Source organism: Mesorhizobium sp. M7A.F.Ca.US.008.03.1.1, from assembly GCF_003997495.1.
GTDB lineage: Bacteria > Pseudomonadota > Alphaproteobacteria > Rhizobiales > Rhizobiaceae > Mesorhizobium.
The window spans coordinates 108,381-129,451 of record NZ_RZRU01000002.1; the positions used below are offsets into that span (position 1 = coordinate 108,381).

The following is a 21,071-nucleotide window of genomic DNA, read 5'->3' on the forward strand; positions in this document are numbered from 1 at the left end:
GGCGGATACATCATTTCCCATCAGAATCGCCGATGGCGGGGAAGCCGTCGCAAGCCGATCCGACGCATGCAGGAGATGAAAGACGGTGCGGTCCACCCTGACTGACATAGCCCGGGAAGCCGGTGTCTCGGCCGCAACGGTCGACCGAGTGCTCAACAACCGCCCCGGCGTGCGGGCGCGCACGCGTGAAATCGTGCTCGAAATGGCGCAGCGGCTTGGCTACATCGCCGAAAGCCCGAACGGGGCGCCGCCGCGGCCCTTGCCCGGCGACGTCATCCGGCTAGACTTCGCGCTGCCCGCCGGCACCAATTCCTTCATCAAGATGCTGCACCGCCAGATCGAGGCGCAGGCGCAGTCACGGCCAGACCTCGATGTCCACATTGCCACCATCGAAGGGTTCAACCCGGACGGTCTCGCCCGCCTGCTGCAGGACCTGCGCGGACAGACGCAAGGCGTCGGCGTCATCGCCCTCGACCATCCGACGGTGCGCGAAGCGATCCGCTCCCTGTCGGCCAACGACATCAAGGTGGTGACCATCGCGTCCGACATCCTGCATGTGCCCAGGGTCGCCTATATCGGCATCGACAACCGCGCCGCCGGGCGGCTGGCCGGCTATCTGCTCAACCGCTTCATGGGATCGGGGCGTCCGGGCAAGGTGGCGCTGTTCGCCGGCTCGCTGTCCTATCGCGGTCACGAAGAGCGCGAGATGGGGTTCCGCCATATCCTGACGGAGGAATCCCCCAATCTGCAGATCGTCGAGATGCGCGAAATGCTCGACGACCGCGAGAAGGCTTATTCGGAGGCATCCGCCCTGCTGGAGCGGCACCCCGACCTTGCCGCGATCTACAATGTCGGCGCCGGCAACACCGGCATCGCCCGCGCGCTCAAGGAGCGCGGCCGCGCCCAATCCATGGTCTTCCTCGGCCACGAGGTGACGGACGGCACCAAGGATCTTCTGCTCGACGGCACGCTCGACGCGGTCATCGACCAGAACCCGCGCGTTGAGGCCCGTGAGGCACTCAACACCTTGACCCATGCGGTCCGGGGACTGCCCTATGAACTGCACCAGCCCAGGCTGCAGGTGATCTTCAAGGAGAACATCCCGGAGATTTGACGGACCAGACGAGCGGGGCAGCGCGGTAAAGCGCTCGCCCCGCTCGATCTTTCCGGGTCTACTGGACGGCAGCGACTTCTGCTGCGGCACCGTCGACAAAGCTCTTGTCGACCCATTTGCCATAGTCGATCGAGCCCTTCAGGAGCCCGGCGCTGGCCATGAATTTCTCCTCGCCCCGCAAGGCGGCGATCGCATTGTCAGTGACTTTCGGATCCTGGTGGAACACGCCGTCGGCATAGGTCTTGCGGACCGACTTTTCCGACGACTTGGTCGCCTCGACAAAGGTCTTGATCGTCTCGTCCGGATGGGCGTCGGCCCAACGCGAAATCTCGATATCGACCTTCAGCAGCCGCTTGACCAGATCGGGATATTTCGCCGCGAAGGCGCCATTGACCGAGATGACGTTCGGAACGTTCCATTCCGGATGGGCGCTGGTGTCGAACAGCACCCGCGCCTCGCCGGTATCGACCAGCTTGGCCGCCGTCGAATCCGTCTCGACGATGGCGTCGATATCGCCGCGCAACAGCGCCGGGCCGGATGCCTCGAAAGGCAAGTTCAGGCCTTCGACGTCATTTGTGGTCAGGCCGACACTGTTCAGTGCCTTGCTGAAGTTCGAATGCCGCACCGTGCCGGTGAGATAGGCGACCTTCTTGCCCCTGAGATCCTGCAGCGTCTTCAGCGGCGAGTCGGTCTTGACGACGATGTAGGAACCGCCGGCCTTCACATAGCTCGACAGGCCGATCAGCTTGACATCGGCGCCGGACGCAGCAACGCGCAGCGCTGGATTGTTGCCGGTATAGGTGAATTCGATCGCGCCGGTGGCAAGCGCCGTCGTCGCCTCCGAACCGCCATTGAAGGTCACCAGTTCGACCTTGATGCCGTCCTTGGCGAATTCCTTCTCCCACCAGCCGTCCTTCTGGGCGAGGATGAATTTGAGATGCCCCGGCGCCGTGCTGCCGATACGGATAATTTCAGGCTTGTCCTGCGCGAAGGCAGGCATGCCGCCAAGGCCGATGACGACGGCAATGGCACCCTTCAGCAACAGCCGGCGAAATGCGTCGAATGGAATGTTGGGCATGGGAAAAATCCTTCCTGATTGGAATGAATGGGCCGCTTAAATGAGCGAGGTCTCGGACTGGCCCTTCCAGGCTGTTGCCCAGCGCTCGAACCAGACGAGCAGGTAGTTGACGGTCAGGCCGATGACGGTGAGTGTCAGGATGCCGGCATACATGTCGGCCGTCTCCATCATCAGTTGCGAGTTCTGGATGAGGAAACCGAGGCCGGATTTGGCCGCCAGCATCTCGGCGCCGATGACCGCGAACAGTGAGGATTTCACCGCCAGCCGGGCGCCGGCGACGATCGAGGGAATGCTGGCCGGCAGGATGACTTTCCGGAACAGATCGAAGTCGGACGTGCCCATCGAGCGCGCCGCCTTGATCAGCAGCGGATCCACCGACTTGACGCCGCTGATCGTGTTGACGAGGAGAAAGAAAACCGAGGAGTAGAAGGTGATCGCCACCTTCGATTCCTCACCGATGCCGAGCAACAGGATGAACACTGGCAGCAGTGCGAATTGCGAGGTGTTGCGCAGCGTCTGCACCAGAAGGTCGGAAACCTTCTCGAACAGCGAATAGCGCCCCATCAACAGACCGAGCGGGATGGCCACCACGACGCCGAGCGCAAAGCCAATCGCCGCGCGCTGCAGGCTTATGCCGATATGCTCGATCAGCACGCCCGAGGCGAGCAGCGCCCACCAGGCAACCAGCACCTCGCTCAGCGGCGGAAAGAAAATCCGGTTCAGCCAGCCGAGCCGGGGCGCGATCTCCCACAATAGGAAGAACAGGCCGAGCAGCGGCAGGCCATAGAGGAACGTGCCGTGGCTTGCTTTCTTGCTCCGGATCTTGGCGCTGGCCTTGATGGCGGGGACCCTGGCGACGGCGACCGTTTCGCCCGCGCCGGCAAACAGGTGGAGCGCTCGAGCGGAGCCAAACTTCTCGGTCAGATAGGCCATGGGTCCAGCTCCTCAGTGACTGAAGGCTGGCGACAGGGTCCAGTCCTTCTGCGCCTTGTTGACCTCGTCGCGCAGCACGTCCCAGACGCGAGCGCGATAGGCGTTGAATTCGGCGCTGGCACGGATGTCGCCGTCGCGCGGCCGTGGCAGGTCGATGTCGATGATCTCCTTCACCGTACCTGGGCGCGCGGTCATCACCACGACGCGGTCGGCGAGGAAGATCGCCTCGTCGATCGAGTGGGTGACGAAAATGACAGTCGTATTGATCTTACCCCAGATCCGCAGCAACTCGCCTTGCAGCAGTTCGCGCGTCTGCTGGTCGAGCGCCGCGAACGGCTCGTCCATCAACAGCACTTCCGGGTTGCTGGCCAGCGCACGCGCGATCGCCACACGCTGCTGCATGCCGCCGGACAGCTGGTTGGGAAAACGGTCTTCGAAACCGGCAAGGCCGAACAGTGCCAACAGATGGCGGGCGGTCGCCGTGCGCTCGGCCTTGGCGACGCCGCGCACCTCCAGCGCATATTCGATGTTGGCGAGCGCCGTGCGCCAGGGAAACAACGCATATTGCTGGAAGACATAGCCGGTCTTGGGATCGGGCCTGGTGATGCGCCGGCCGTCGAGCTGGACGTCGCCACCGGTCGCCTGCGTCAGCCCGCCGACAATGTCGAGCAGCACCGACTTGCCCGAGCCGCTGGGGCCGACCAGCGTGATGAACTCGCCCTTGCGGATGGAAAGATCGACGCCGTCGAGCACGGTGACGCGGTCGGTCGCCTCGCCATCGACGGTGACGAACTGCCCCGGCTTGAGCTGGAAGGTCTTGCTGATGTCGCTGACGACAATACGGTCCATATCTGTCTCCGATCGGTTCACTGCGCCACGCGGATGCGGTGCGTCGGGTCGAATTCCGAGCCGCCCGCCTTGCCGCGCTTCCAGCCAAGCGCGCGGGCATAGGAGCCGAACAGCTGTCGGGCGTCGGCCTGAGCTTCCGTGATGCCGGTCGGCCCTTCGGCGAACTCGGCCACGTAAAGGGCGTCGGTCGGGCAGTAGATCTCGCACAGGAAGCAGGTCTGGCAGTCCTCCTGGCGAGCGATCACCGGCACGCCATTGTCGGTCGCGTCGAAGACATTGGCCGGACACACCTTGACGCAGATGTCGCATTCGACGCAGCGCGTGGCCGAGACGATCTCGATCATGACACCAGCTCCGCCAGCCGCTCTGGCGCGCCTGCGATGCGGAACGCATCCACACCAGTGATGACCAGCCGGTGCGCGAAGGCAGCGCTCTTGCCCGGTTGGTCGGAGCGGCGATGCATGCCGCGGCTCTCGGTGCGGTGCAGCGCTGCGGCCACGGACCAGCGCCCGGCTGCGGCGATCGACGCTGCCTCTCGAGTGCGGACCCGGTCCAGCCCCTCGCCTTGCAGATGGTCGCGCACGTCGCGCCAGACACTCCCCAGCCGCTCGCCGCTTTTCTCCAGGCCCTCGCCGGTGCGGAAGAAATTCTTGTCGAGCGGCGTCACCTCGTTGCGCACCGCCTCGATGACTTCGCCTGCCGAGATGTCGGCACGCGGCGAAGATGCAGGACGTAATCCAGCCTGGCCAAGCGACTGCACCGCACTGCGGAACGCCTTGCCGGTCCGGCGCCTGGCATGGGTCGAAGCGCCTTTGCCGGCCCACCAGCCGCTGGCCAGCGCCCAGGACGAATTGACGGCGCCGCCGCCCGACACGGCCCCGGTCATGATCTCGCGGCTGGCGGCGTCGCCGGCGACATAGAGGCCGGGCACGCCGGTGGCGCAATCGTCGGAGACGATGTCTATGCCGCCGGTGCCGCGCACCGTGCCTTCGGCGCGCAAGGTGATGGGGAACAACTCGCCGAACGGGTCGATGCCGGCGCGGTCATAGGGCACGAAGCAATTCGGCTGGCCCTGGCGCAGCCAGCCTTGCAGCGCCGGTTCGGCTTGGTCGAGCCGCGCATAGACCGGGCCGTCGATCAGCGCGCGCGCCACTTCCTCCTCGCGGTCGCCGATGCCATTGCGCAACGGCTCGCCGGTCGGCCCGACAATCGGAGTGCCATCTTCGCGATGGAACGACGCCCAGCGGAACGGTAGCCCCTTGTTCAACGAGGAGCCGTAGGGCGCCAGCGTGTACTTGCCGGTGAACTCCATGCCCGACAGGCTGGCGCCGGCCTCTGCCGCCATCAGATAGCCGTCGCCGGTGAGCCCGCTCGCGCCGAGGATGCGCTCGCGGAAAGCGCAGCCGCCGGTCGCCAGCACCACGGCATTGGCGTCGACGCGCCAGTCCTGGCCGATCTGCCTGGCGACACCGGCGGCGCCGACAATCGCATCCCCATCCGACAACAGTTCGAGCGCGGGATGATGGTCGAGCACGGTGACGCCGGCCAAAAGCACTCGGCGGCGCATGAAGCGCATGTAGTCCGGGCCGCGCAGATTGGCGATGTAGAGCCGGCCGTCATCCTCGCTCGGGAAGGGATAACCCCATTCGGACAGCCTGAGCAGATTGCGGTAGGCGGTATCGACGCATCGCAGCATCCAGCGCGGGTCGGCAAGTTCGCCGGTGCGCTGCCAGCGCCGTTCGACCACGGCATGCCTGTTGTCACCCGGCGGCACGCACCAGGTGCCGGTATTGGACGGCGCGGTGGCGCCGCTGGTGCCGAGATAGCCCTTGTCGGCCAGCACCACCTTAGCGCCGCTCTCGGCCGCAGCGACTGCTGCCCAGGCGGCCGACGGACCGCCGCCCAGCACCAGCACGTCGGCCTGGAGCAGCAAGCTGTCGGAAGCGGATTTTTGCGGCTTAGGCATGGACACCTGGCGAATGCGTTCGAAGCGCCGCCTGCGCTAAGCGGCGCGGGCGGCGCTGGAGGACCACACCGGCTCGTTGCCGGTGCTCCACTTGATGTTGCAGCCGATCGACGGCACCTGGTTCGCGGCGGGCCTGCCGCCCTCCAGCACCGTGTCGACTGCCGCGCGCAGATCGGCACCGGTCACCGGCTTGCCGTTGCCCGGCCGCGCATCGTCGAACTGGCCGTGATAGGCGAGCCGCCGGTCAGTGCCGAACAGGAAGAAGTCGGGCGTGCAAGCCGCGCCATAGGCTTTCGCCGTCTGCTGGGACGCATCCTTTAGATAGGGGAAGCAATAGCCGAATTTTTCGGCTTCCTCGCCAATGCGGGCGAGCGTTTCTTCCGGATGCGCCTCATGGTCGTTGGCGTTGATCGCTACCACTTGCAGCCCCTTGCCCGCATAATCCCTGGCGAAATTGGCAAGCTGCTCACGGATCAGCACGACGAACGGGCAGCGGTTGGAGATGAAGGCGACGAGCAAGGCCGGCCTGGCATCGAAATCGGCGAGCCGGTGCAGCACGCCTTGCGCGTCGGGCAACAGGAAGTCGGCCGCCTTGGTGCCCAGCTCGATCGGGTTGGATTCTGTCTTCGGCATCGCTGCGCTCCTTGGTACAGCCGGTTTTCACAGACCGTGCGACGAGCGCTGCGGGCGTTCGTACTTAGTCTATGAATTTAGTAGAATTATAGGCTGCGGAGCCCATTCGCGGTCAACCGCGCGGCTTAGAATATCGTGCCAATGTTTCAGGCCAGACCGGCAAGTTTGTTCGAGCAGAAGCTGATCCGGAGAAATCCGGCCTGCCGGCGCTTGCGCGGCTGCTGGAAACATTGCCGGCCGAAACCCGGGGGGATCGCCTTAATCGAGATCGCCAGTGACGCGAACGGCAGGCGATCGCCGACGCCACGGATATCGAACTGCATTGGCCGACAAGGGATGGCTTGCCGGCCGGCGAAGGCAAGCTGCTGACCGAGGCTGTCCGCTCGGTGGCGTGGCCGCATGGCCCCTCAGCCTTCGGCTGGTTCGCCGCAGAGGCTGCCGCCAAGATCGTGCGCGAATATTGGCGCGACACTATGGGACTTGGTCGCGATCAAACGCTGGCGGCCGCCTATTGGCGGCGTGGCTCTGCCGGATTGATGGCAGGTGAACTCTGACGATCGGCCCGCCGTCTTTGCCGATGCCGATATCAATTTGATCACCGGAGACAAGGTTCGAAATATCGCAAACCACCAGCGGCATGCGGATGTCATAAAGAAATTCGGCAACGATGGCGCCGACCGCCAGGATCGGGTCCGGCCGCTCCAGAAGAATCCCGGCTGGCGCGGTTCCCCTGCGGATCGCCTCGGCCAGCACCGAGGATGAAGACGATGAGCCGCGCCCGCTCGGCATGACTAGTATCTTGCCGGCGACATTCTGGCCGAGACCGGGATGCGAATGGTCTGTTATCTCGCCGGTCTCGGCATCCATACCGCCCCAGAAGCTGAGCGGTTGCGAAAACACCAAAGCCAGGCCATCGGCCTCACCGGCCAGCTGGAAGGTGCCGGTTCGTTCCACCGGTCGCGTCATGAGGCGCTCCGCACGACATGCCCGACCGCAGCGGAGCGGATGCAGTCCTCCATCTCAGCGAAGGCGACGGACACGCCGATATTGCCCGGCGCGTAATGCGCCCATTTGCCGGAATTGGTCATCACCGCGCCGTCGAGATGCTCGAGGATCGCAGTGACATAGGTGCAGGTGTCGGCGACCGGAATCAGGCCGAACGCCTCCATGCCATCAAGCGCGCCCTCCTCCTGCAGCCGCGTCAGCGTCGCACGGCCCGTGTTGACGTAGATCGGGATGCGCCTTCCGGGTGCTGCCTCGCGCAGCAACGGCAACAGCCGCATCCATTCCTCATGCGAAAAATGCGGCGTGCCGAGCGACACGGCCGCCAGCGGCGCACCGTTTGGCACGGTCGACAGCCTGGCCAGCGCATGGTCGATATCGGCGCGGGTGATGCGGATCGTCTCGTCAGGCGCATGGCCCTGGAACGCCTTATCGAGCGTCATCGCTTCCGGCGTGATGCCGACCGCGTGGAACAGCGCCACCGCACCGGTCGTTGCCGCCGCCGCTCCCAGCGCCTTCAGCTGGTCCTCGTCGCGCGGCCGCGGCAGGCCGGCAATCACCGGAATGCGGTCGCCACTCGCTTGCCCGATGAATAGCCCGACGCCGACGAAAAGGCTGTCGCTCGGCTCGCCGGCCTGAACATCCAGCTCAAACAGGATCCGGCCGCGCCGGTTCTCGCTCAGATGCAAGCCCCAGGCCGGCGCGCGCCCGGTCATGGCGCAGCACAGATCGATGAAATCGCCATAGCGGTTGGTGCGCGCGCCGATCACCGAATTGGCAAAGACGATGGCGTTGGATTCGCCCCAGGCGATCTGCTCGCCGAAACTCGGCCGGAACCGCGTCTGGTAGGGCGCGCAAGTGAAGGTCGCCTGGCAGCCAAGCTCCAGATGCGCCTTCATCAGCCGCCGCGCCGGCACCTCTTCCGCCGCCGGCATCTTCACCATGCCGGGATGGATGAGGTCGAACGAGCCGACGTTCAATGTCGTCGGCACTTGGACACGCCCGCCGCCTTCGACCAGCCGCTCGACGAAATCGAGCCCCGCCTTGCCGTGGTAGAGGCAGCCGTCGATATGGGCGCCCGTGATGTCGAGGAGGCCGCGCGCGCCGATCGAGTTGGAAAAGGCGAGCAGGATTTTCATGGCAGCAGCCGCTGACGAGCCCTGCTCGCCGTCGAGCATGGATCGGTCCTGTGCGGTCAGTTCCAGGGTCATCGGTATGCTCCGGGCTTGTGCCCGATTATGCTGTCCCTGATTGCGAACAGTCTGGCAAGACCCAGCGAGGATCAGTTTACCGCGATCAACACCGTGCTCTCCGGCGACCAGCGCAGCACGACATCCTGACCTTCCGCCAGCCGTTCCATGCCCGTGTTCTGCACAATTACCTTCAACGTCTGGCCGCCACGCTCGACGAAATAGGTGCTGTTGTTGCCGGCGAAGATGCGCTTGGAGACCTGCCCCTTGAGTGTGTTGGGGTTGCCATCCGGCGCCCCTGCATCCGTGGCGATGCGGATGCGTTCGGGTCGCACGGCGCAGCTCGCCTTGGCGCCGGCGGCAAGCGTCGCACCGACGCCAGCGACAATCGCCGTTCCGTCCGCCAGCCTGATGCCATCGCCCGTGGTGTCGCCGCGAAAAATGTTGGCGTCGCCGAGGAAGGTGGCGGCGAACTCGCTCTTCGGCCTGTTATAGATCTCCTCTGGCGGCCCCTCCTGCACCAGCCTGCCGTCGCGCAAGATGCCGATGCGGTCGCTCATCGTCAGCGCTTCTTCCTGGTCGTGCGTGACGAAGATGGTGGTGACGCCGATCTCGCGCTGGATGCGCTTGAGCTCGATCTGCATATCGACGCGCAGCGCCTTGTCGAGCGCACCCAATGGCTCGTCGAGCAAAAGCACGCGCGGCTTGGTGACGATGGCGCGGGCGAGAGCCACACGCTGTCGCTGCCCGCCGGAGAGTTGGTGCGGCCGGCGGCCACCGAGCTTGCCGAGCTGCACCAGATCGAGCGCGCGCTGCACCTCCGTCTCAATCACCGCCTTGGTCTCGCCACGCACCGACAGGCCGAAGGCGACATTGTCGGCGACGCTCATATTGGGAAACAGCGCATAGTTCTGGAACACCATGCCGATGCGCCGTTTTTCGACCGGCACCCGCTCGACGCTTTCGCCACCGATGGTGATGCGGCCGGAATCCGGAAAATCGAACCCCGCGATCTGTCTGAGCAGCGTGGTCTTGCCGCTGCCCGAAGGCCCGAGCAGCGCATAGAAGCCGCCATCGGCGAAATCGATGGAGACGTCGTCCAGCGCCTTGTGCGCGCCAAAACTGCGCGAGACATCAGAAACCTGCACGCCGGCCATTATTTCTCTCCGCCGAATTTGAAGAACCGCGCCGTGAGCAGCATCAGCGCCATCGACACGACTATGATGATCGTCGAGACCGCATTGATCTCGGGCGTGAACCCTTTGCGGATCGCGGCATAGATTTCGACCGGCAGCGTCGTCTGCCCCGGCGTCGCCAGGAAATAGGAGACCACGAACTGGTCAAACGAGACGGCGAAGGCAAACAACCCACCGGCGATGACGCCGGGCATGATCCAGGGCAGTGTCACGCGCCGTGTCACCTGCCACTGATTGGCGCCGAGCGAGCGCGCCGCCTCTTCCAACTCCGGCGCGAAGGTCTGCAGCCGGGCCGAGACGACGACGATGACATAGGGCAGCGCCAATGCGACATGGCCGAGCAGGATCGCATGCAGGCCGCGGCCGATGCCGACGCCGAAGAAAAAGATCAGCATCGCCGTGCCGGTGATCAGCCACGGTATGGCGATGGGTGGAAACAGCAGCGCCTGCAGGAATTTCTTGCCGCGAAACTCATAGCGAAAGAGCGCCAGCGACGCCGCAGAGCCGAGCACGGTGCAGATGACGGTGGTGATGACCGCGATTTCGACGCTGTTCCAGGTGGCCGAGATCAATTGGTTGTTCTGCCACAGCGAGGCGTACCATTCGGTCGTCCATTCGAACGGCAACTGGTAGAAGGGCGAGACGTTGAACGACATCAGCGCCATGATGATGATCGGCAGATAGAGAAAGGCGAGCAGCAGCCAGATGTAGAGGCGGCCGAGCCATTCGAGGATGCGGGTGGTCGCCATCACGCGGCCCTCCGCAGCACCGGCGACGCCACCGCCAGGATGACCAGCACCACCGCCAGCAGGATGAAGGACAGAGCGGCACCGAGCGGCCAGTTGAACACGGCGACGAACTGGTCCTCGATGACCGTGCCGTAGAAGGTGCCGGTGCGGCCGCCGAGGATGCGCGGCTCCATGAACGAGCCGACGACCGGCACGAAGATCAGGGCCGCACCCGCGACCAGTCCGGGCATCGACAGCGGGATGATCACCCGCTTCAGCACCTGCAACCGTGAAGCGCCAAGCGAGCGCCCGGCCTCGATCAGCGAGTCGTCGATAGCCTGCAGCGTGAGATAACAGGTCAGCACCATGTAAGGCACGTAGGAGTGCACCAGCCCGATGATGACGGCCGGATAAGAGTACATCAGGTCGATGTTGATCTTGAACGGCAGCACGGCGTTGAGCGCGGTGTCGAGAATGCCGCCCTCGCGCAGCACCATCGCCCAGGAGAAGATACGTACCAACCCGTTCGACCAGAACGGCAGGATGACGAGCAGGAAGATCGCCTCTCGGCTGCGCCCCTTCAGCACCTTGGCGAGCACGTAAGCCGCCGGATAGCCGATGACGATGCACCACAGCGTCACCTCGAGACCGAGGCGCAGCGAGGCCAACAGCAGCGTCAGATAGAGGCTTTGCGAAAAGAAGGCGGCATAGTTGCCAAGGGTGAATGCCCACGGCTTTCCCGACAGCGGCAGCTCGGTCATGAACGAGAAAAAGACCATGGCCGACAGCGGCAGGAAGATCGCCACCGTCAGCCAGAGATAGGCTGGCGTCAGCAGCGGCAATGCCGATCTCAGCCCGCTTCGCGACGCTGTCGCAGCTGCCATGAAACCCTCCTCCCCAGAATTGAAGGAACCAGCCGGCGCGAACCGCCGGCTGGTCCGGATGTCGGCTCTATTTCACGTCGACCTTCAACTGCTGCCACAGCGCCAGATAGGCTTCGCGCTGCGCATCGGTGATCGGCGCCTGGAACTGGATGCGCTTGGCCACTTCGGGGTCGCCCATGACCTTGCGGTTGAAGGCGTCCTCGGGCAGCGCTTCCACCGCCTTGGTGTTGGCGGAGACGGGAGCGCCGACCTTGGTGACCCATTCGACGTAGAATTTCGGGTCGATCATGTAGTTGATGAAGGCCTCGGCGCCGGCAACGTTCTTGGCGCCCACCGGAATGGAAAACGCGTCGAGCCAGGCGACGGCGCCTTCCTGCGGCACGACCAGCGAGACCGGCAGCTTGAAATGCGTCTTGGCGCGGTCGGCCGAGCCGCTCCAGTAGGTGCCGATATCGATCTGGTTGGAGGCGACCATCTGGTTCCAGTCGTTCTCCGAGCTCCAGAAGGTCTTGATCTGCGGCATCAGCGAAGTGAGCTTCGCCTTGACCGCATCCATATCCTTGATGTCGTTGATGTTCTGGCCGGTGGCGATGGCGCCGAACTGCACCGCCTCGACGGCGTCGTCGCGGATGACGACGCGGCCCTTGTGGGCGGCATCCCACATTTCGGCGATGCTCGTCGGCGGCTTGTCGAAGGATTTGTCGTTGATGGCGAGCGCCGTCAGGCCCCACACCCACGGCACGCCATAGACCTTGCCGTCATGGACGAGCATAGGCGATCCCGCCTTGTCCTTGCTGATATCGGCGTAGTTCGGCAATTTGGAGACGTCGATCGGCTGGATCAGCTTGCCGTCCATCGCCTGGTCGTTGAAGGCGGCATTGATCATGACGACGTCATAGAGGCCGGGATTGGTCCGGATCTTGGTCAGCATTTCCTGTTCGGAATTGAAGAAGTCGTTGACGACCTTGTTGCCGGTCGCCTTTTCGAAAGCCTCGACGGCCCACGGCTCGTCGGCGCCGTAACCCTTCCAGTTGAGCACATGCACTTCGTCGGCCTTGGCGGCGAACGCGAGTGCGGAGGTAAAGACGGCGGTCGCCGTCAGCAGAGCAGTCAAGTCAGGCATGCGCATGGTTGGTTCCTCTCTGTGGGTTTGCCCGGTTCCCGGGCTTGTCAGGCTTTCCAGTTGTTATGTATTGGCCTTCTGTGTCTGGCCTGCTCCCGATGGGTCGGCGGCATGGCTCAGGAGTGTCTGGATTTCGTGATCGGTCGGCGCCGACGAGCCGCCGTGGCGGGTGACCGAAACAGCCGCCGCCGCATTGGCATAGCGCGCTGCCCCGAAGGGCGGGATGCCGCGCGCCAGCGCGCTGACGAAAGCGCCGATATGGGTGTCGCCGGCGCCATTGGTGTCGATGGCGTTGACGTTGACGCCGGCAATGGTCTGCGCTGTGCCGCCGGCCAACCTGACATGGCAACCCTTCGCGCCAGCGCGAATGATCACGCCAGCAGCCTTCGGGCAGTGGTCGGCGAGAAGTCGTGCCGCGAGGCCCTCGACATCGCCCGGGCCGGCAATCTCGGCGGCTTCCGTCGTGTTGCAGCTCAGCCATGTGGTGCGCGCGAGCACCCGCGACAGGATGGGACGCGGAATCTCCGTGATGACCGGCGTAGGGTCGAAGACGAAGGGAATATCGGCCGGAAGTGCCTCGATCCAGTCGGTGAGCGCATCGCGGCTCTTGGGATAGCTCAGCGTATAGCCTGAAGTGAACACCCAGTCGCCCGGCGCCACCGCGACCGGCGCCATCATGTCGAGGCTGAGCAGGCTCTCCGCACCTGGCCACGAGACGAAGGTGCGTTCGGCGTCGCTCGAGATCATGGCGACGCAATTTCCGCTGTCCATCAAGGACGATGGCGGCGTCAGCGTCGCGATGCCCTCGGCAGCTAAAGCGGCACGCAGGAAATCGCCATTGGGTCCGTTGCCGAGTTGGCCGCCGAACACCACCTGCATGCCGGTGCGGCTGGCCGCGACCATCATGTTGAAGCCGCCGCCGGCGACCTGGGCGAAGCTCGACGCTGTCTTTTCCATGCCGGGCGCCGGCAAGGTGTCGATACGGTAGACATAGTCGACCACGGCACTACCGATATGGACGAGGCGACCGCTCATGCCGCCGCGTCCTTGCCGGAACCAATTTTCGCCACCCTTGCTGCCACGAGGTCGGCGGCGAGCGCGCGAACCTCTGACATGTCGAGGCCGACAAGCCGGGCGATATGCTGCTGCGGCAATCGCGAAAAACCGCTGCAGGCGCCGGCCATGCCGGCGGCGATGGCGCCGATCGTATCGGTGTCGCCGCCGAGATTTGCGCTGATGATAGCTGCTTGCCATGGGACGCCACGCGCGACTTCCAGCACGGCGAAGGCCGCCGGAATGGATTCCTGGCTGGCGACGCCGGTGCCGACCAGATCGGTGATGAGCCGGATGGCATCCCTGATCGCCTTGCCGCGCACAATGTCCTGTGCCCAGACGATACGCGCGGCAATGTCGCCGCCGGTGACCCAATGACCAAGCGTCGCCCCTCGCCTCGCCGCCGCGACGGCGCTGGCGGAAGCATCGCGCCAGCCACCGCCGGCGATGCCGCGGCTGACGGCAGCGGCAACGGCAGCAGCGGAAGCGATGGCAATCGAGGTGTTGTGCGTCGCCCGGCAGGTCTCCGCCACCTTGGCGACGAACGCCTCCAATGGTTCGAGCGGCATCATGATGCCGACAGGCGCGATGCGCATGGCCGCGCCATTGGTGTCGCCGCTGCGTCCCGCCTCCTCCGCCGGCACGCCATTGTTGATGGCGTCGATGGCCCGTTTGGTCGACGGCCCCAAGAGATCATAGCTGCCCCGCGCCTTGACCTCGCGCTCCCAGTCGAGCAGCGCATTAACCCAGCGCGCGTTGTCGAAACGGTCGCCGGATTCGACCAGGATGCGGCCGAGCAGAAGCGCCTGCTCGGTGTCGTCGGTGATGGTTCCGGCAGTCAGTCCCTTCGACACCGGATGATCGGCGAAAGGCGCGATGAAATCCTCGACGTAGCCGTAGAGTTCGGCAATGCGGGCCGGTGACAAAAGCTGCGTTGGCATGCCGAGCGCATCTCCCAGCGCTCCGCCGACAAGCGCCCCCATGGCGCGATCAATGGCCTTGCTGGTTGCATCCGACATCGCTCAGAACCTCATATGCAGCGCAAAATGCGCCGGGTTGAGCAGGCTGGTGACATACTCGATCGGCCGGTCGTCGGCCGCACGCGTCAGCCGGCGGCCGCGCAGGAAAGGCGTGCCTTGCGGGCAACCGAGGATGGCCGCATCCTCGGCATTGAGCATCTCGATCTCGACCCATTCCTCGCCATGGTCGGGAATGAGGCCGGCGGCGCGCAACGTCTGGTGCAGTGAGCCCTCGCGCAATCCGCGCAACGGTACGTCCTCAAGCTCGGGTGACAATGGCAGCCGGCTGCGCTCGATGGAGATCGCATGGCCGTCGCTGGCGTTGGTGCGCACCCGGTCAACGGCAATGAAGAACGGCCTTTCGATACCAAGCAGCGCAGCCAGATCAGGTTCTTCGATGACCTCCAGCCGCAGCGTCCGCGTCTCGGCATTGGCGCCGGCATCGGCCAGCGCGCGCGACCAGCCAATCGCGTCGTCGACCGGCTTGCCGTCGAAGGTGACGAACGAGCCCATGCCGACCTTGGTCGTGATCAGCCCGCGGCTGGACAGTTCCCCGAGGCCCTTGCGGACCGTGTTGCGGCTGACGGAGAAGCGCTGGACAAGTTCGCTCTCGCTTTGAAGGCGGTCGCCGAAACCGAGAACGCCGGAACGGATCTCATGTTCGAGGACGGTGGCGATTTGCTCGGGCTTGCCCGTGCCGGGAGACAGTTGAACCGCGCGCCGCTTCATATAGGTACCTGTTCAGTGAACCTGTATAATCCTGTTCAATATCTGGATAGAAATGCTATGTCAACAAATCCCGGAAACAGGCCCAATGAACGCCGAATTTCGGATTGTCCGCAGAGCGCGTCGAACTGGCCGGTTGCCATAGCCCGGTAAATCCGGCGTGAAAAGCCGAGATTAATCAAGAGGATAGAGCCGATCTTTGATTCAATTTCACCGGGGCAGGCTACGGGATCGACACCTCACGCGGTTCGACGAGGATGTCCGCCTCGATAGCGGCGTTGATGAACGCCGCCCTTGCCGCCGAGACTTCTTTCTTTCCCTCGAGCACGGCCAGACAGACCTTGCGGGCAACCATATGCTTTTGCCCGGTCGCAACCGGCCAGCGGTTCAGCAGGATGTCGGCAGCCTGAGCGACCCGCTCCACGTTGAAGATCGAGTTTCGCGATCGACCGAGCGCAATCCTGACCGGCTCATCGAAACGCTGGTCTTGCACGATGCCACCCCCAAAGTCGGCATTCATCGATTCGCGGCCTTCAACCCCGAGCAATGTGATAGGTTCCGCGCCAAAGGTGCAAGATGTCCGATTCCAGTGGCCAGAAAAATCCCAGGCTGATCGTCGTGGTCGCGTTCGATCGCGGTGAGGATGGCGAGCTGTTCCCCGCCTTTGGACCCGCCGACCAGCAGAGCGAAGACCGCGCCATACGCACCGCCAGGGCTCTGGCGGCAAAGCATGCCGGCGTCATCGCCTGGAGCCGCGAGGCCGATCCGACGCTGGGCGAATACGGCCCGCCGAACACGCTCTTCGTCAGCGGCGACGTACCTGACATGGAGTAATGCCGCCCCCGGGTATCGACCCAAGCTCAGGACCGTCAAGCAAAAGCCCGCCACGGTAAACCGGAGCGGGCCTTGGAGGAGGACAAGGGGTGGGACCCTCTCCTCTTGTTTCCACGGGGGGGTGTGGACCGCAATGACCATACGAAAGTTTTGCGGAGTGCAGGATCACAAGCCGGCGTGCCTGCATCACAATCCGGTGCACGCCGATATTGGGGGCGCTCACGAGATTGCGATCAGTTGGCGATAACCCGGCTAGATACGCCCGAGCACGACAAGCACGATGATGATGAGCAGCAAGAGCCCAAGGCCGCCGCCGCCATAGTAGCCGGTGCCGTAGAACGGACCGCCACCGAAGCCGCTGAGGCCGCCAAGCAGCGCAATGAGAAGAATGAAGCGCGCAGATCACGCGAAGGTGCCAGCGTGATTGCAGACCGAACGATTCTGCGCGCCCACTTGTCAGACGACGCCGTAGAACAGCCTGTATTGGACGCGCTTCATATAGTCCCGGTACTCCGGCGTGGCGGCCAGCAGCGCCTCTTCGCGCAGGATGCGGTGCACCTGGAAGAAGGTGATCACCGCGTAGACGGCTAGATTGTAGAAGGAAAAAGCCGACATCAGGAAAAGGACATGGCCGGCAAGATAGCCGGCATAGATCGGATGCCGCACCAGGCGGTAGGCACCGCCCGTCATCACGCCACGATTGCCCGGCAGAATAGCGAACGAACGCCCCAGCGACATCTTTCCCCAGATCACGAACCCCAACGCCAGGGCCTGCAGCGCCGCCGCAACATAGACCGGGATGATGGCCACGCCCGGCTCGAGGTCGATGAAGCCGACACCGAAGCTGGCGATCACGGAGACAACCACGGTGAGCGGGTTCCAGTCGCGAACCTGCGGCCGCCGCGACAGAAGCAGCCAGGTAAAGGTCAGGATCTCGGAAATCGCCAACAGCGCCACATTGATGCGCGTCGGATCGAGCATCAGGTGATATACGCCGCGGTAGACGAACATGCCCGCGAAGGCCAGCGCGCAGATCCGAAAGAAACCTTCCCGCAAATCCACCAGGATTTCGCGCTTTCGGGCTGCGGACAAAATTCTGCCGTCACTGACGTGCGAAAGTGCCTCGCTTTTTGATATGAGCAATGCAAACACCCCGATGATCCCTCAAGGCGACCTTTGCACGCAACCATTGCCGGGCAGTTAATCAACAAGATCAGATCGGTATTAAATTGCCTGTCGGGGAGCCCAGGGCGCCACATTTAGACGACCCTGCTCCACGCGATCGCTCAGAAATAGACTGGCAACCCAGGTCCCTTAGTTTTGCCAGGCTAGCTCAGATAGTCGTTGCGGAAATAGCTCCCGAAATCCGGGCGTTGAGCAACCAGCTTGCCGTCGGCATCGCGCAAAATGCCGGAGGCGAAGAGATAGTCGCCGATCGCTTCCATCTTGGCCGGATCCATCGTCCCGATGGCGCCGCTTTGGCTGCGTAGATAATGGCCGTCGATCAATGCCTTCAGCGAGGCGTGGATCAGCGCCGGACTGGGCAAGGCATCCTTGTTTGCAGCGATCAGCAGGCCTGCCGCATCTTCGGGGTGGTCGACCGCGAACTGGTAGCCGCGCCGTGTCGCCTGGACAAAGGCGGCCGCGGACTCAGGGTTAGCCTGGAGATAGGCTTCGCTCGAAGAGATCAGTGTCGTGTGCTCGTCAGGCACGCCATAATCGGCATAGACGAAGCTGCGCTGTTTGACGCCCTTGAGTTCGGCCTCGACACCCTCCCAGGTCGAGACTTCAAGCGTGAAATCGACCGACCCATTGGCCAGCGCCTCATAGGCTGAGGTGCCGAGCGTCACCGTCTCGAAATTGCCCTTGCCGCCATCACGGCGGATGATGGTCGATATCAGCGCGTTTTCCCAGGCACTGCCGAAGCCGCCATAGATCAGGCCGTCAAGACTTCTTGGGCTTTTGATCTCGTTGCGTGCCGCATTAAACACCACGCGGCCGGTTTCGGACTGCACCACCGCATAGACGCCCTTCAGATCCGCCCCGGCGGTTTTCTGGGTGAACAGGCTGATGGTGCCGTTGATGCCGAAATCAGCGACGCGGTTTGCGACCAGCGTGCCCGCACCGGTATCGCTATAGGGCAGGATGTCGACCGCGAGCCCGGCCTCGCGATAAAACCCTTTGTCGCGGGCCACAAACAGTCCGATGTGGTTGGTGTTGACCGTCCAGTCGAGGGCGACGGTGACCTTTTTTGCCGCCGATTGTGCCTGGGCTCGCCTTGCTCCGGCAACGAGCGGAAGGCCGGTGGCAAGGGTCAGCAGCAAGGCCTGTCGGCGCGTCAAGTCAGTCATGGTCGTGTCCTTTGGATGGATTGGGGGTTGAGGATGATGTCGAGAATCTCGGCCTCGAGCGCGCTTGCTTGCCGCGCGTGTTCGCCGCCAAGGCAGCGCGGGCGCGAAAACGGCACCTTGATTTCACGCACGATGCTGGCCGGACGCGCCGACAGCACATAGATGCGGTCGGACAGGAACACGGCTTCGCGCACATCATGGGTGATCAAGAGCGCCGTCCAGCGGTGGTGCCGCCACATCTGTTCGAGCCAGCGCTGCATCGCGGTGCGGGTCAGTGCATCGAGCGCGCCGAACGGCTCGTCGAGCAAAAGCATGTCGCGCTGCTGCACCACCGTGCGCAGCAAGGCCGCGCGCTGGCGCATGCCGCCGGACAGCTGCGCGGGAAAATGCCGCTCGAAGCCGGCAAGCCCGAATTCGGCAAACAACGGCGCAACGCACGCCCGCGCCGCCTGTCTCCTCATGCCTTGCACTTCGAGCCCGAGCGTCGTGTTGTCGAGAATGCGCCGCCACGGCATCAGCGCGTCGCGTTGCGGCATGAAGGCGAAGTGCCTGCCGTGGTCATCGAGGCGCGCGCCGTCGAACAACATCTCGCCCTCGCCATGCTCGGCGCCGGTCAGAAGCTGGAAGAGCGTCGACTTGCCGGCGCCGGAGGGCCCAAGGATCGAGACGAATTCACCAGCGCCGACGCTGAGCGAAATATCGGCCAGCACGTCGAGCCCACCGAACGCCTTGCGCACATGCCGCAGTTCGAGCCGGCTCATCGCCGCGGCCCCTTCCCCTCGGTTTTCTTGCCGGCCCGCTCCCAGGGCATGGCAAGCCGCTGCACCAGTACAGTCAACCCAAACAGAATAAGAGTCAGCGCCGCGCTGACACCGACGGCGGCAAGAACCAGATCAGGCCGGAAATTGTTCTTGGCATTGAGCATGTAGATGCCCAGTCCCTTCGCGGCACCGGCATATTCGGCGAAGATCGCGCCAACCACCGCATAGGTGATGGAGATCCTCAACCCAGCAAAGAAGTAAGGCAGCGCCGAAGGCAGCCGCGCCAGCAGGAAGATACGCCAGCGCCCTGCCCCCATGGCGCGCAGCATTTGTCCGATCTCGACCTCGGTCGACTCATAGCCCTCGACCAATGCAACCAGCATCGGAAAGAAGGTAACCAGCGCCACCAGCATGATCTTGGGCGCCAGCCCGAAGCCGAACCACAGCACCACCAGCGGCGCGATCGCCACCAGCGGCAAGGTCTGGCTGACGATGAAGACGGGAAACAGCGCACGCCGCAGCGGCTGGTAGAAGTCGACCAGCATCGACAGCACGAAGGCGGCGCTGAGCGAACAGGCAAAGCCAAGCAGCGTGGCGCCGATGGTCGGAAGGGCGTTGTCGGCCAGCGCCTCGCGATTGAGCATCGCTTGCTCGAAGACGCGTGACGGCGCAGGCAGTATCGTCGGCCTGATGCCGGAATAGATGGCATAAAGCTCCCACGCCAGCAGGAGCAAACCGACTGAGATAATGGCCGGCATTGCCTTGACAAGAAAGCTCGCGATCGGGCGCGAAGCGACTGATGATGAGACCACGGGAGATAACCTTTGACGGCCGCGAGAGCGGCGCGGCTTTAGACAGCCGACGGGCTGTTGGCCGAGACCGTGACGTCGAGGGTTACGTGGCCGGCGCCTGGTCCGAAGCGGCAGAAAGCCTCGTCCAGCGCCGAAAAGATCGCATTGGCATCACCGCGCAGTTTCGTGCAGAAATGCTTCGAACGCTCATAGACGCCGGACCGCTTGAGAAAATCTATGCAGCCGTAGATCTCTTCCATGTGGTCGTCGGTGCCCATCACATAGAGCGAGAACTGTGCTGCCGCCGGCTGGCCGGTGACAGCAGCATTGCGCACCGCCGCGATGGCCGCATCCTTGCGCGGGCCGAGTGGCCCGACAGGCCCGCCAAGGGCATCGGAGCGGCAGATCGGATCGTCCGGCTCGCCAGGGCAGCCGCGCGAGATGGTAGCCGACAACACGCAATGTTTGCCGCTGCGTGCCGCCGCCACGAAGAGGTCGCGCATGGCAGGAAAGAGCACTTCGGGCGGCCCGACCAGCAAGGTCGAGATGTCGTCGGTCTCGATCCTGAGCTTGTCGCGCCAGGCATCGAGCGCACCGAGCGCGCCAAGGATTACACCGACGAAATCGTCGGTCATGGGATATAGGGAAATCTGTGCGCCTGAAAACATCGCCCGCCTCGCTCCGCTGGTATTACCCAGATCAGCTTCTAGGGTCTGTGGGCTTGCCGCCCCCGTCTCAGCCCCGACCGTACGGAGCACCCCTGTGGATGTGCGCCTTAAAGCATCATTCGAGTTGAAGGGAAAGCCGTTTTTTCAGCACACTGCGCCAAAAGGATTGCGC

The 21,071-nt window shown here is 63.9% G+C and carries 26 protein-coding genes and 1 riboswitch; of the genes, 3 read left to right on the top strand and 23 right to left on the bottom strand.

What is annotated here, in order from left to right; genetic code table 11:
• Positions 1 to 85: 85 nt before the first annotated feature.
• Positions 86 to 1,114 (top strand): LacI family DNA-binding transcriptional regulator, encoded by a 1,029-nt coding sequence (locus tag EOA16_RS03315; protein ID WP_056590241.1) that lies wholly within the window; start codon positions 86 to 88, stop codon positions 1,112 to 1,114.
• A 58-nt stretch (positions 1,115 to 1,172) separates the two neighbouring features.
• On the opposite strand, the gene EOA16_RS03320 is transcribed toward EOA16_RS03315, so the two are convergent.
• The 7 genes from EOA16_RS03320 to EOA16_RS33040 form a co-directional block, all read right to left on the bottom strand.
• Positions 1,173 to 2,192 (bottom strand): aliphatic sulfonate ABC transporter substrate-binding protein, encoded by a 1,020-nt coding sequence (locus EOA16_RS03320; protein WP_127255504.1) that lies wholly within the window; start codon positions 2,190 to 2,192, stop codon positions 1,173 to 1,175.
• A 36-nt stretch (positions 2,193 to 2,228) separates the two neighbouring features.
• Entirely contained in the window at positions 2,229 to 3,125 is an 897-nt protein-coding gene (locus EOA16_RS03325) for an ABC transporter permease (RefSeq protein WP_127255506.1), read from the bottom strand.
• 12 nt (positions 3,126 to 3,137) lie between these two features.
• Complete coding sequence (locus EOA16_RS03330; RefSeq protein ID WP_127255508.1) at positions 3,138 to 3,974, bottom strand: ABC transporter ATP-binding protein; 837 nt, start codon at positions 3,972 to 3,974, stop codon at positions 3,138 to 3,140.
• 17 nt (positions 3,975 to 3,991) lie between these two features.
• Entirely contained in the window at positions 3,992 to 4,318 is a 327-nt protein-coding gene (locus EOA16_RS03335; RefSeq protein ID WP_127255510.1) for a ferredoxin family protein, read from the bottom strand.
• Positions 4,315 to 5,940: an FAD-binding protein gene (locus EOA16_RS03340; RefSeq protein WP_127255512.1), complete on the bottom strand. Its 1,626-nt coding sequence runs from the start codon at positions 5,938 to 5,940 to the stop codon at positions 4,315 to 4,317. The genes EOA16_RS03335 and EOA16_RS03340 overlap by 4 nt, the downstream gene beginning before the upstream one ends.
• A gap of 36 nt (positions 5,941 to 5,976) precedes the next feature.
• On the bottom strand, positions 5,977 to 6,573 hold the full coding sequence (locus tag EOA16_RS03345; protein WP_127255513.1) for a thioredoxin family protein: 597 nt from the start codon (positions 6,571 to 6,573) through the stop codon (positions 5,977 to 5,979).
• A gap of 146 nt (positions 6,574 to 6,719) precedes the next feature.
• The gene (locus EOA16_RS33040; RefSeq protein ID WP_245455842.1) at positions 6,720 to 6,896 is read right to left on the bottom strand and encodes a hypothetical protein; all 177 of its coding nucleotides are present in this window, start codon (positions 6,894 to 6,896) and stop codon (positions 6,720 to 6,722) included.
• Positions 6,897 to 6,914: 18 nt separating this feature from the next.
• On the opposite strand from EOA16_RS33040, the gene EOA16_RS33045 reads away from it, so the two are divergent.
• The gene (locus EOA16_RS33045; RefSeq protein WP_245455843.1) at positions 6,915 to 7,127 is read left to right on the top strand and encodes an SIP domain-containing protein; all 213 of its coding nucleotides are present in this window, start codon (positions 6,915 to 6,917) and stop codon (positions 7,125 to 7,127) included.
• Here the strand turns inward: EOA16_RS33045 and EOA16_RS03355 are convergent.
• From EOA16_RS03355 to EOA16_RS03400, 10 genes are all read right to left on the bottom strand, one after another.
• Entirely contained in the window at positions 7,045 to 7,539 is a 495-nt protein-coding gene (locus EOA16_RS03355) for a DUF126 domain-containing protein (protein ID WP_127255515.1), read from the bottom strand. The two genes, EOA16_RS33045 and EOA16_RS03355, sit on opposite strands and share 83 nt — an antisense overlap.
• Positions 7,536 to 8,786 carry an aconitase X gene (locus EOA16_RS03360; RefSeq protein WP_127255517.1) on the bottom strand — a complete coding sequence of 417 codons (1,251 nt, stop codon included), beginning with the start codon at positions 8,784 to 8,786 and terminating at the stop codon, positions 7,536 to 7,538. Before EOA16_RS03360 ends, EOA16_RS03355 begins: the two co-directional genes overlap by 4 nt.
• A gap of 71 nt (positions 8,787 to 8,857) precedes the next feature.
• A complete protein-coding gene (locus tag EOA16_RS03365; protein ID WP_127255519.1) occupies positions 8,858 to 9,922 on the bottom strand; it encodes an ABC transporter ATP-binding protein in 1,065 nt (354 codons plus the stop codon).
• Positions 9,922 to 10,710, bottom strand: a complete 789-nt coding sequence (locus EOA16_RS03370; protein WP_127255521.1) for an ABC transporter permease — start codon at positions 10,708 to 10,710, stop codon at positions 9,922 to 9,924. The genes EOA16_RS03365 and EOA16_RS03370 overlap by 1 nt, the downstream gene beginning before the upstream one ends.
• Complete coding sequence (locus EOA16_RS03375) at positions 10,710 to 11,573, bottom strand: ABC transporter permease (RefSeq protein WP_127255522.1); 864 nt, start codon at positions 11,571 to 11,573, stop codon at positions 10,710 to 10,712. Before EOA16_RS03375 ends, EOA16_RS03370 begins: the two co-directional genes overlap by 1 nt.
• A 67-nt stretch (positions 11,574 to 11,640) precedes the next feature.
• Entirely contained in the window at positions 11,641 to 12,702 is a 1,062-nt protein-coding gene (locus tag EOA16_RS03380) for an ABC transporter substrate-binding protein (protein WP_013530805.1), read from the bottom strand.
• Between the two features lie 57 nt (positions 12,703 to 12,759).
• Positions 12,760 to 13,731: a PfkB family carbohydrate kinase gene (locus tag EOA16_RS03385; protein ID WP_127255524.1), complete on the bottom strand. Its 972-nt coding sequence runs from the start codon at positions 13,729 to 13,731 to the stop codon at positions 12,760 to 12,762.
• On the bottom strand, positions 13,728 to 14,768 hold the full coding sequence (locus EOA16_RS03390; protein ID WP_127255525.1) for an ADP-ribosylglycohydrolase family protein: 1,041 nt from the start codon (positions 14,766 to 14,768) through the stop codon (positions 13,728 to 13,730). The genes EOA16_RS03385 and EOA16_RS03390 overlap by 4 nt, the downstream gene beginning before the upstream one ends.
• Positions 14,769 to 14,771: 3 nt before the next feature.
• Positions 14,772 to 15,497, bottom strand: a complete 726-nt coding sequence (locus EOA16_RS03395) for a GntR family transcriptional regulator (RefSeq protein ID WP_127255527.1) — start codon at positions 15,495 to 15,497, stop codon at positions 14,772 to 14,774.
• Positions 15,498 to 15,717: 220 nt separating this feature from the next.
• Positions 15,718 to 16,041: a DUF982 domain-containing protein gene (locus tag EOA16_RS03400; RefSeq protein WP_245455844.1), complete on the bottom strand. Its 324-nt coding sequence runs from the start codon at positions 16,039 to 16,041 to the stop codon at positions 15,718 to 15,720.
• Between the two features lie 29 nt (positions 16,042 to 16,070).
• Between EOA16_RS03400 and EOA16_RS03405 the strand changes: the two genes are divergently transcribed.
• The gene (locus EOA16_RS03405; protein WP_023814060.1) at positions 16,071 to 16,328 is read left to right on the top strand and encodes a hypothetical protein; all 258 of its coding nucleotides are present in this window, start codon (positions 16,071 to 16,073) and stop codon (positions 16,326 to 16,328) included.
• A 252-nt stretch (positions 16,329 to 16,580) separates the two neighbouring features.
• Here the strand turns inward: EOA16_RS03405 and EOA16_RS03410 are convergent, their stop codons facing one another.
• The 6 genes from EOA16_RS03410 to EOA16_RS03435 form a co-directional block, all read right to left on the bottom strand.
• Entirely contained in the window at positions 16,581 to 16,718 is a 138-nt protein-coding gene (locus EOA16_RS03410; RefSeq protein WP_127256205.1) for a DUF3309 family protein, read from the bottom strand.
• 66 nt (positions 16,719 to 16,784) lie between these two features.
• On the bottom strand, positions 16,785 to 17,420 hold the full coding sequence (locus tag EOA16_RS03415) for an isoprenylcysteine carboxylmethyltransferase family protein (protein ID WP_245455845.1): 636 nt from the start codon (positions 17,418 to 17,420) through the stop codon (positions 16,785 to 16,787).
• 236 nt (positions 17,421 to 17,656) lie between these two features.
• Positions 17,657 to 18,679, bottom strand: coding sequence for an ABC transporter substrate-binding protein (locus tag EOA16_RS03420; RefSeq protein WP_127255530.1), 1,023 nt, complete (start codon positions 18,677 to 18,679; stop codon positions 17,657 to 17,659).
• Positions 18,676 to 19,440 (bottom strand): ABC transporter ATP-binding protein, encoded by a 765-nt coding sequence (locus EOA16_RS03425; protein ID WP_127255531.1) that lies wholly within the window; start codon positions 19,438 to 19,440, stop codon positions 18,676 to 18,678. Before EOA16_RS03425 ends, EOA16_RS03420 begins: the two co-directional genes overlap by 4 nt.
• A complete protein-coding gene (locus EOA16_RS03430) occupies positions 19,437 to 20,198 on the bottom strand; it encodes an ABC transporter permease (protein ID WP_245455863.1) in 762 nt (253 codons plus the stop codon). Before EOA16_RS03430 ends, EOA16_RS03425 begins: the two co-directional genes overlap by 4 nt.
• 92 nt (positions 20,199 to 20,290) lie before the next feature.
• Complete coding sequence (locus tag EOA16_RS03435; protein ID WP_127255533.1) at positions 20,291 to 20,899, bottom strand: YkoF family thiamine/hydroxymethylpyrimidine-binding protein; 609 nt, start codon at positions 20,897 to 20,899, stop codon at positions 20,291 to 20,293.
• A riboswitch (TPP riboswitch) is annotated at positions 20,890 to 21,003 on the bottom strand. Its footprint overlaps the gene before it by 10 nt.
• Positions 21,004 to 21,071: the final 68 nt, after the last annotated feature.

Bases quoted from the DNA above. Each gene is read 5' to 3' on its own strand.
- EOA16_RS03360 (WP_127255517.1), bottom strand. From the start codon at position 8,786: ATGACCCTGGAACTGACCGCACAGGACCGATCCATGCTCGACGGCGAG.
- EOA16_RS03325 (WP_127255506.1), bottom strand. From the start codon at position 3,125: ATGGCCTATCTGACCGAGAAGTTTGGCTCCGCTCGAGCGCTCCACCTG.
- EOA16_RS03405 (WP_023814060.1), top strand. From the start codon at position 16,071: ATGTCCGATTCCAGTGGCCAGAAAAATCCCAGGCTGATCGTCGTGGTC.
- EOA16_RS03340 (WP_127255512.1), bottom strand. From the start codon at position 5,940: ATGCCTAAGCCGCAAAAATCCGCTTCCGACAGCTTGCTGCTCCAGGCC.
- EOA16_RS03435 (WP_127255533.1), bottom strand. From the start codon at position 20,899: ATGTTTTCAGGCGCACAGATTTCCCTATATCCCATGACCGACGATTTC.
- EOA16_RS03335 (WP_127255510.1), bottom strand. From the start codon at position 4,318: ATGATCGAGATCGTCTCGGCCACGCGCTGCGTCGAATGCGACATCTGC.
- EOA16_RS03375 (WP_127255522.1), bottom strand. From the start codon at position 11,573: ATGGCAGCTGCGACAGCGTCGCGAAGCGGGCTGAGATCGGCATTGCCG.
- EOA16_RS03425 (WP_127255531.1), bottom strand. From the start codon at position 19,440: ATGAGCCGGCTCGAACTGCGGCATGTGCGCAAGGCGTTCGGTGGGCTC.
- EOA16_RS03380 (WP_013530805.1), bottom strand. From the start codon at position 12,702: ATGCGCATGCCTGACTTGACTGCTCTGCTGACGGCGACCGCCGTCTTT.
- EOA16_RS03370 (WP_127255521.1), bottom strand. From the start codon at position 10,710: ATGGCGACCACCCGCATCCTCGAATGGCTCGGCCGCCTCTACATCTGG.
- EOA16_RS03395 (WP_127255527.1), bottom strand. From the start codon at position 15,497: ATGAAGCGGCGCGCGGTTCAACTGTCTCCCGGCACGGGCAAGCCCGAG.
- EOA16_RS03390 (WP_127255525.1), bottom strand. From the start codon at position 14,768: ATGTCGGATGCAACCAGCAAGGCCATTGATCGCGCCATGGGGGCGCTT.
- EOA16_RS03345 (WP_127255513.1), bottom strand. From the start codon at position 6,573: ATGCCGAAGACAGAATCCAACCCGATCGAGCTGGGCACCAAGGCGGCC.
- EOA16_RS03365 (WP_127255519.1), bottom strand. From the start codon at position 9,922: ATGGCCGGCGTGCAGGTTTCTGATGTCTCGCGCAGTTTTGGCGCGCAC.
- EOA16_RS03385 (WP_127255524.1), bottom strand. From the start codon at position 13,731: ATGAGCGGTCGCCTCGTCCATATCGGTAGTGCCGTGGTCGACTATGTC.
- EOA16_RS03420 (WP_127255530.1), bottom strand. From the start codon at position 18,679: ATGACTGACTTGACGCGCCGACAGGCCTTGCTGCTGACCCTTGCCACC.
- EOA16_RS03355 (WP_127255515.1), bottom strand. From the start codon at position 7,539: ATGACGCGACCGGTGGAACGAACCGGCACCTTCCAGCTGGCCGGTGAG.
- EOA16_RS03320 (WP_127255504.1), bottom strand. From the start codon at position 2,192: ATGCCCAACATTCCATTCGACGCATTTCGCCGGCTGTTGCTGAAGGGT.
- EOA16_RS33040 (WP_245455842.1), bottom strand. From the start codon at position 6,896: ATGCAGTTCGATATCCGTGGCGTCGGCGATCGCCTGCCGTTCGCGTCA.
- EOA16_RS03330 (WP_127255508.1), bottom strand. From the start codon at position 3,974: ATGGACCGTATTGTCGTCAGCGACATCAGCAAGACCTTCCAGCTCAAG.
- EOA16_RS03430 (WP_245455863.1), bottom strand. From the start codon at position 20,198: ATGCCGGCCATTATCTCAGTCGGTTTGCTCCTGCTGGCGTGGGAGCTT.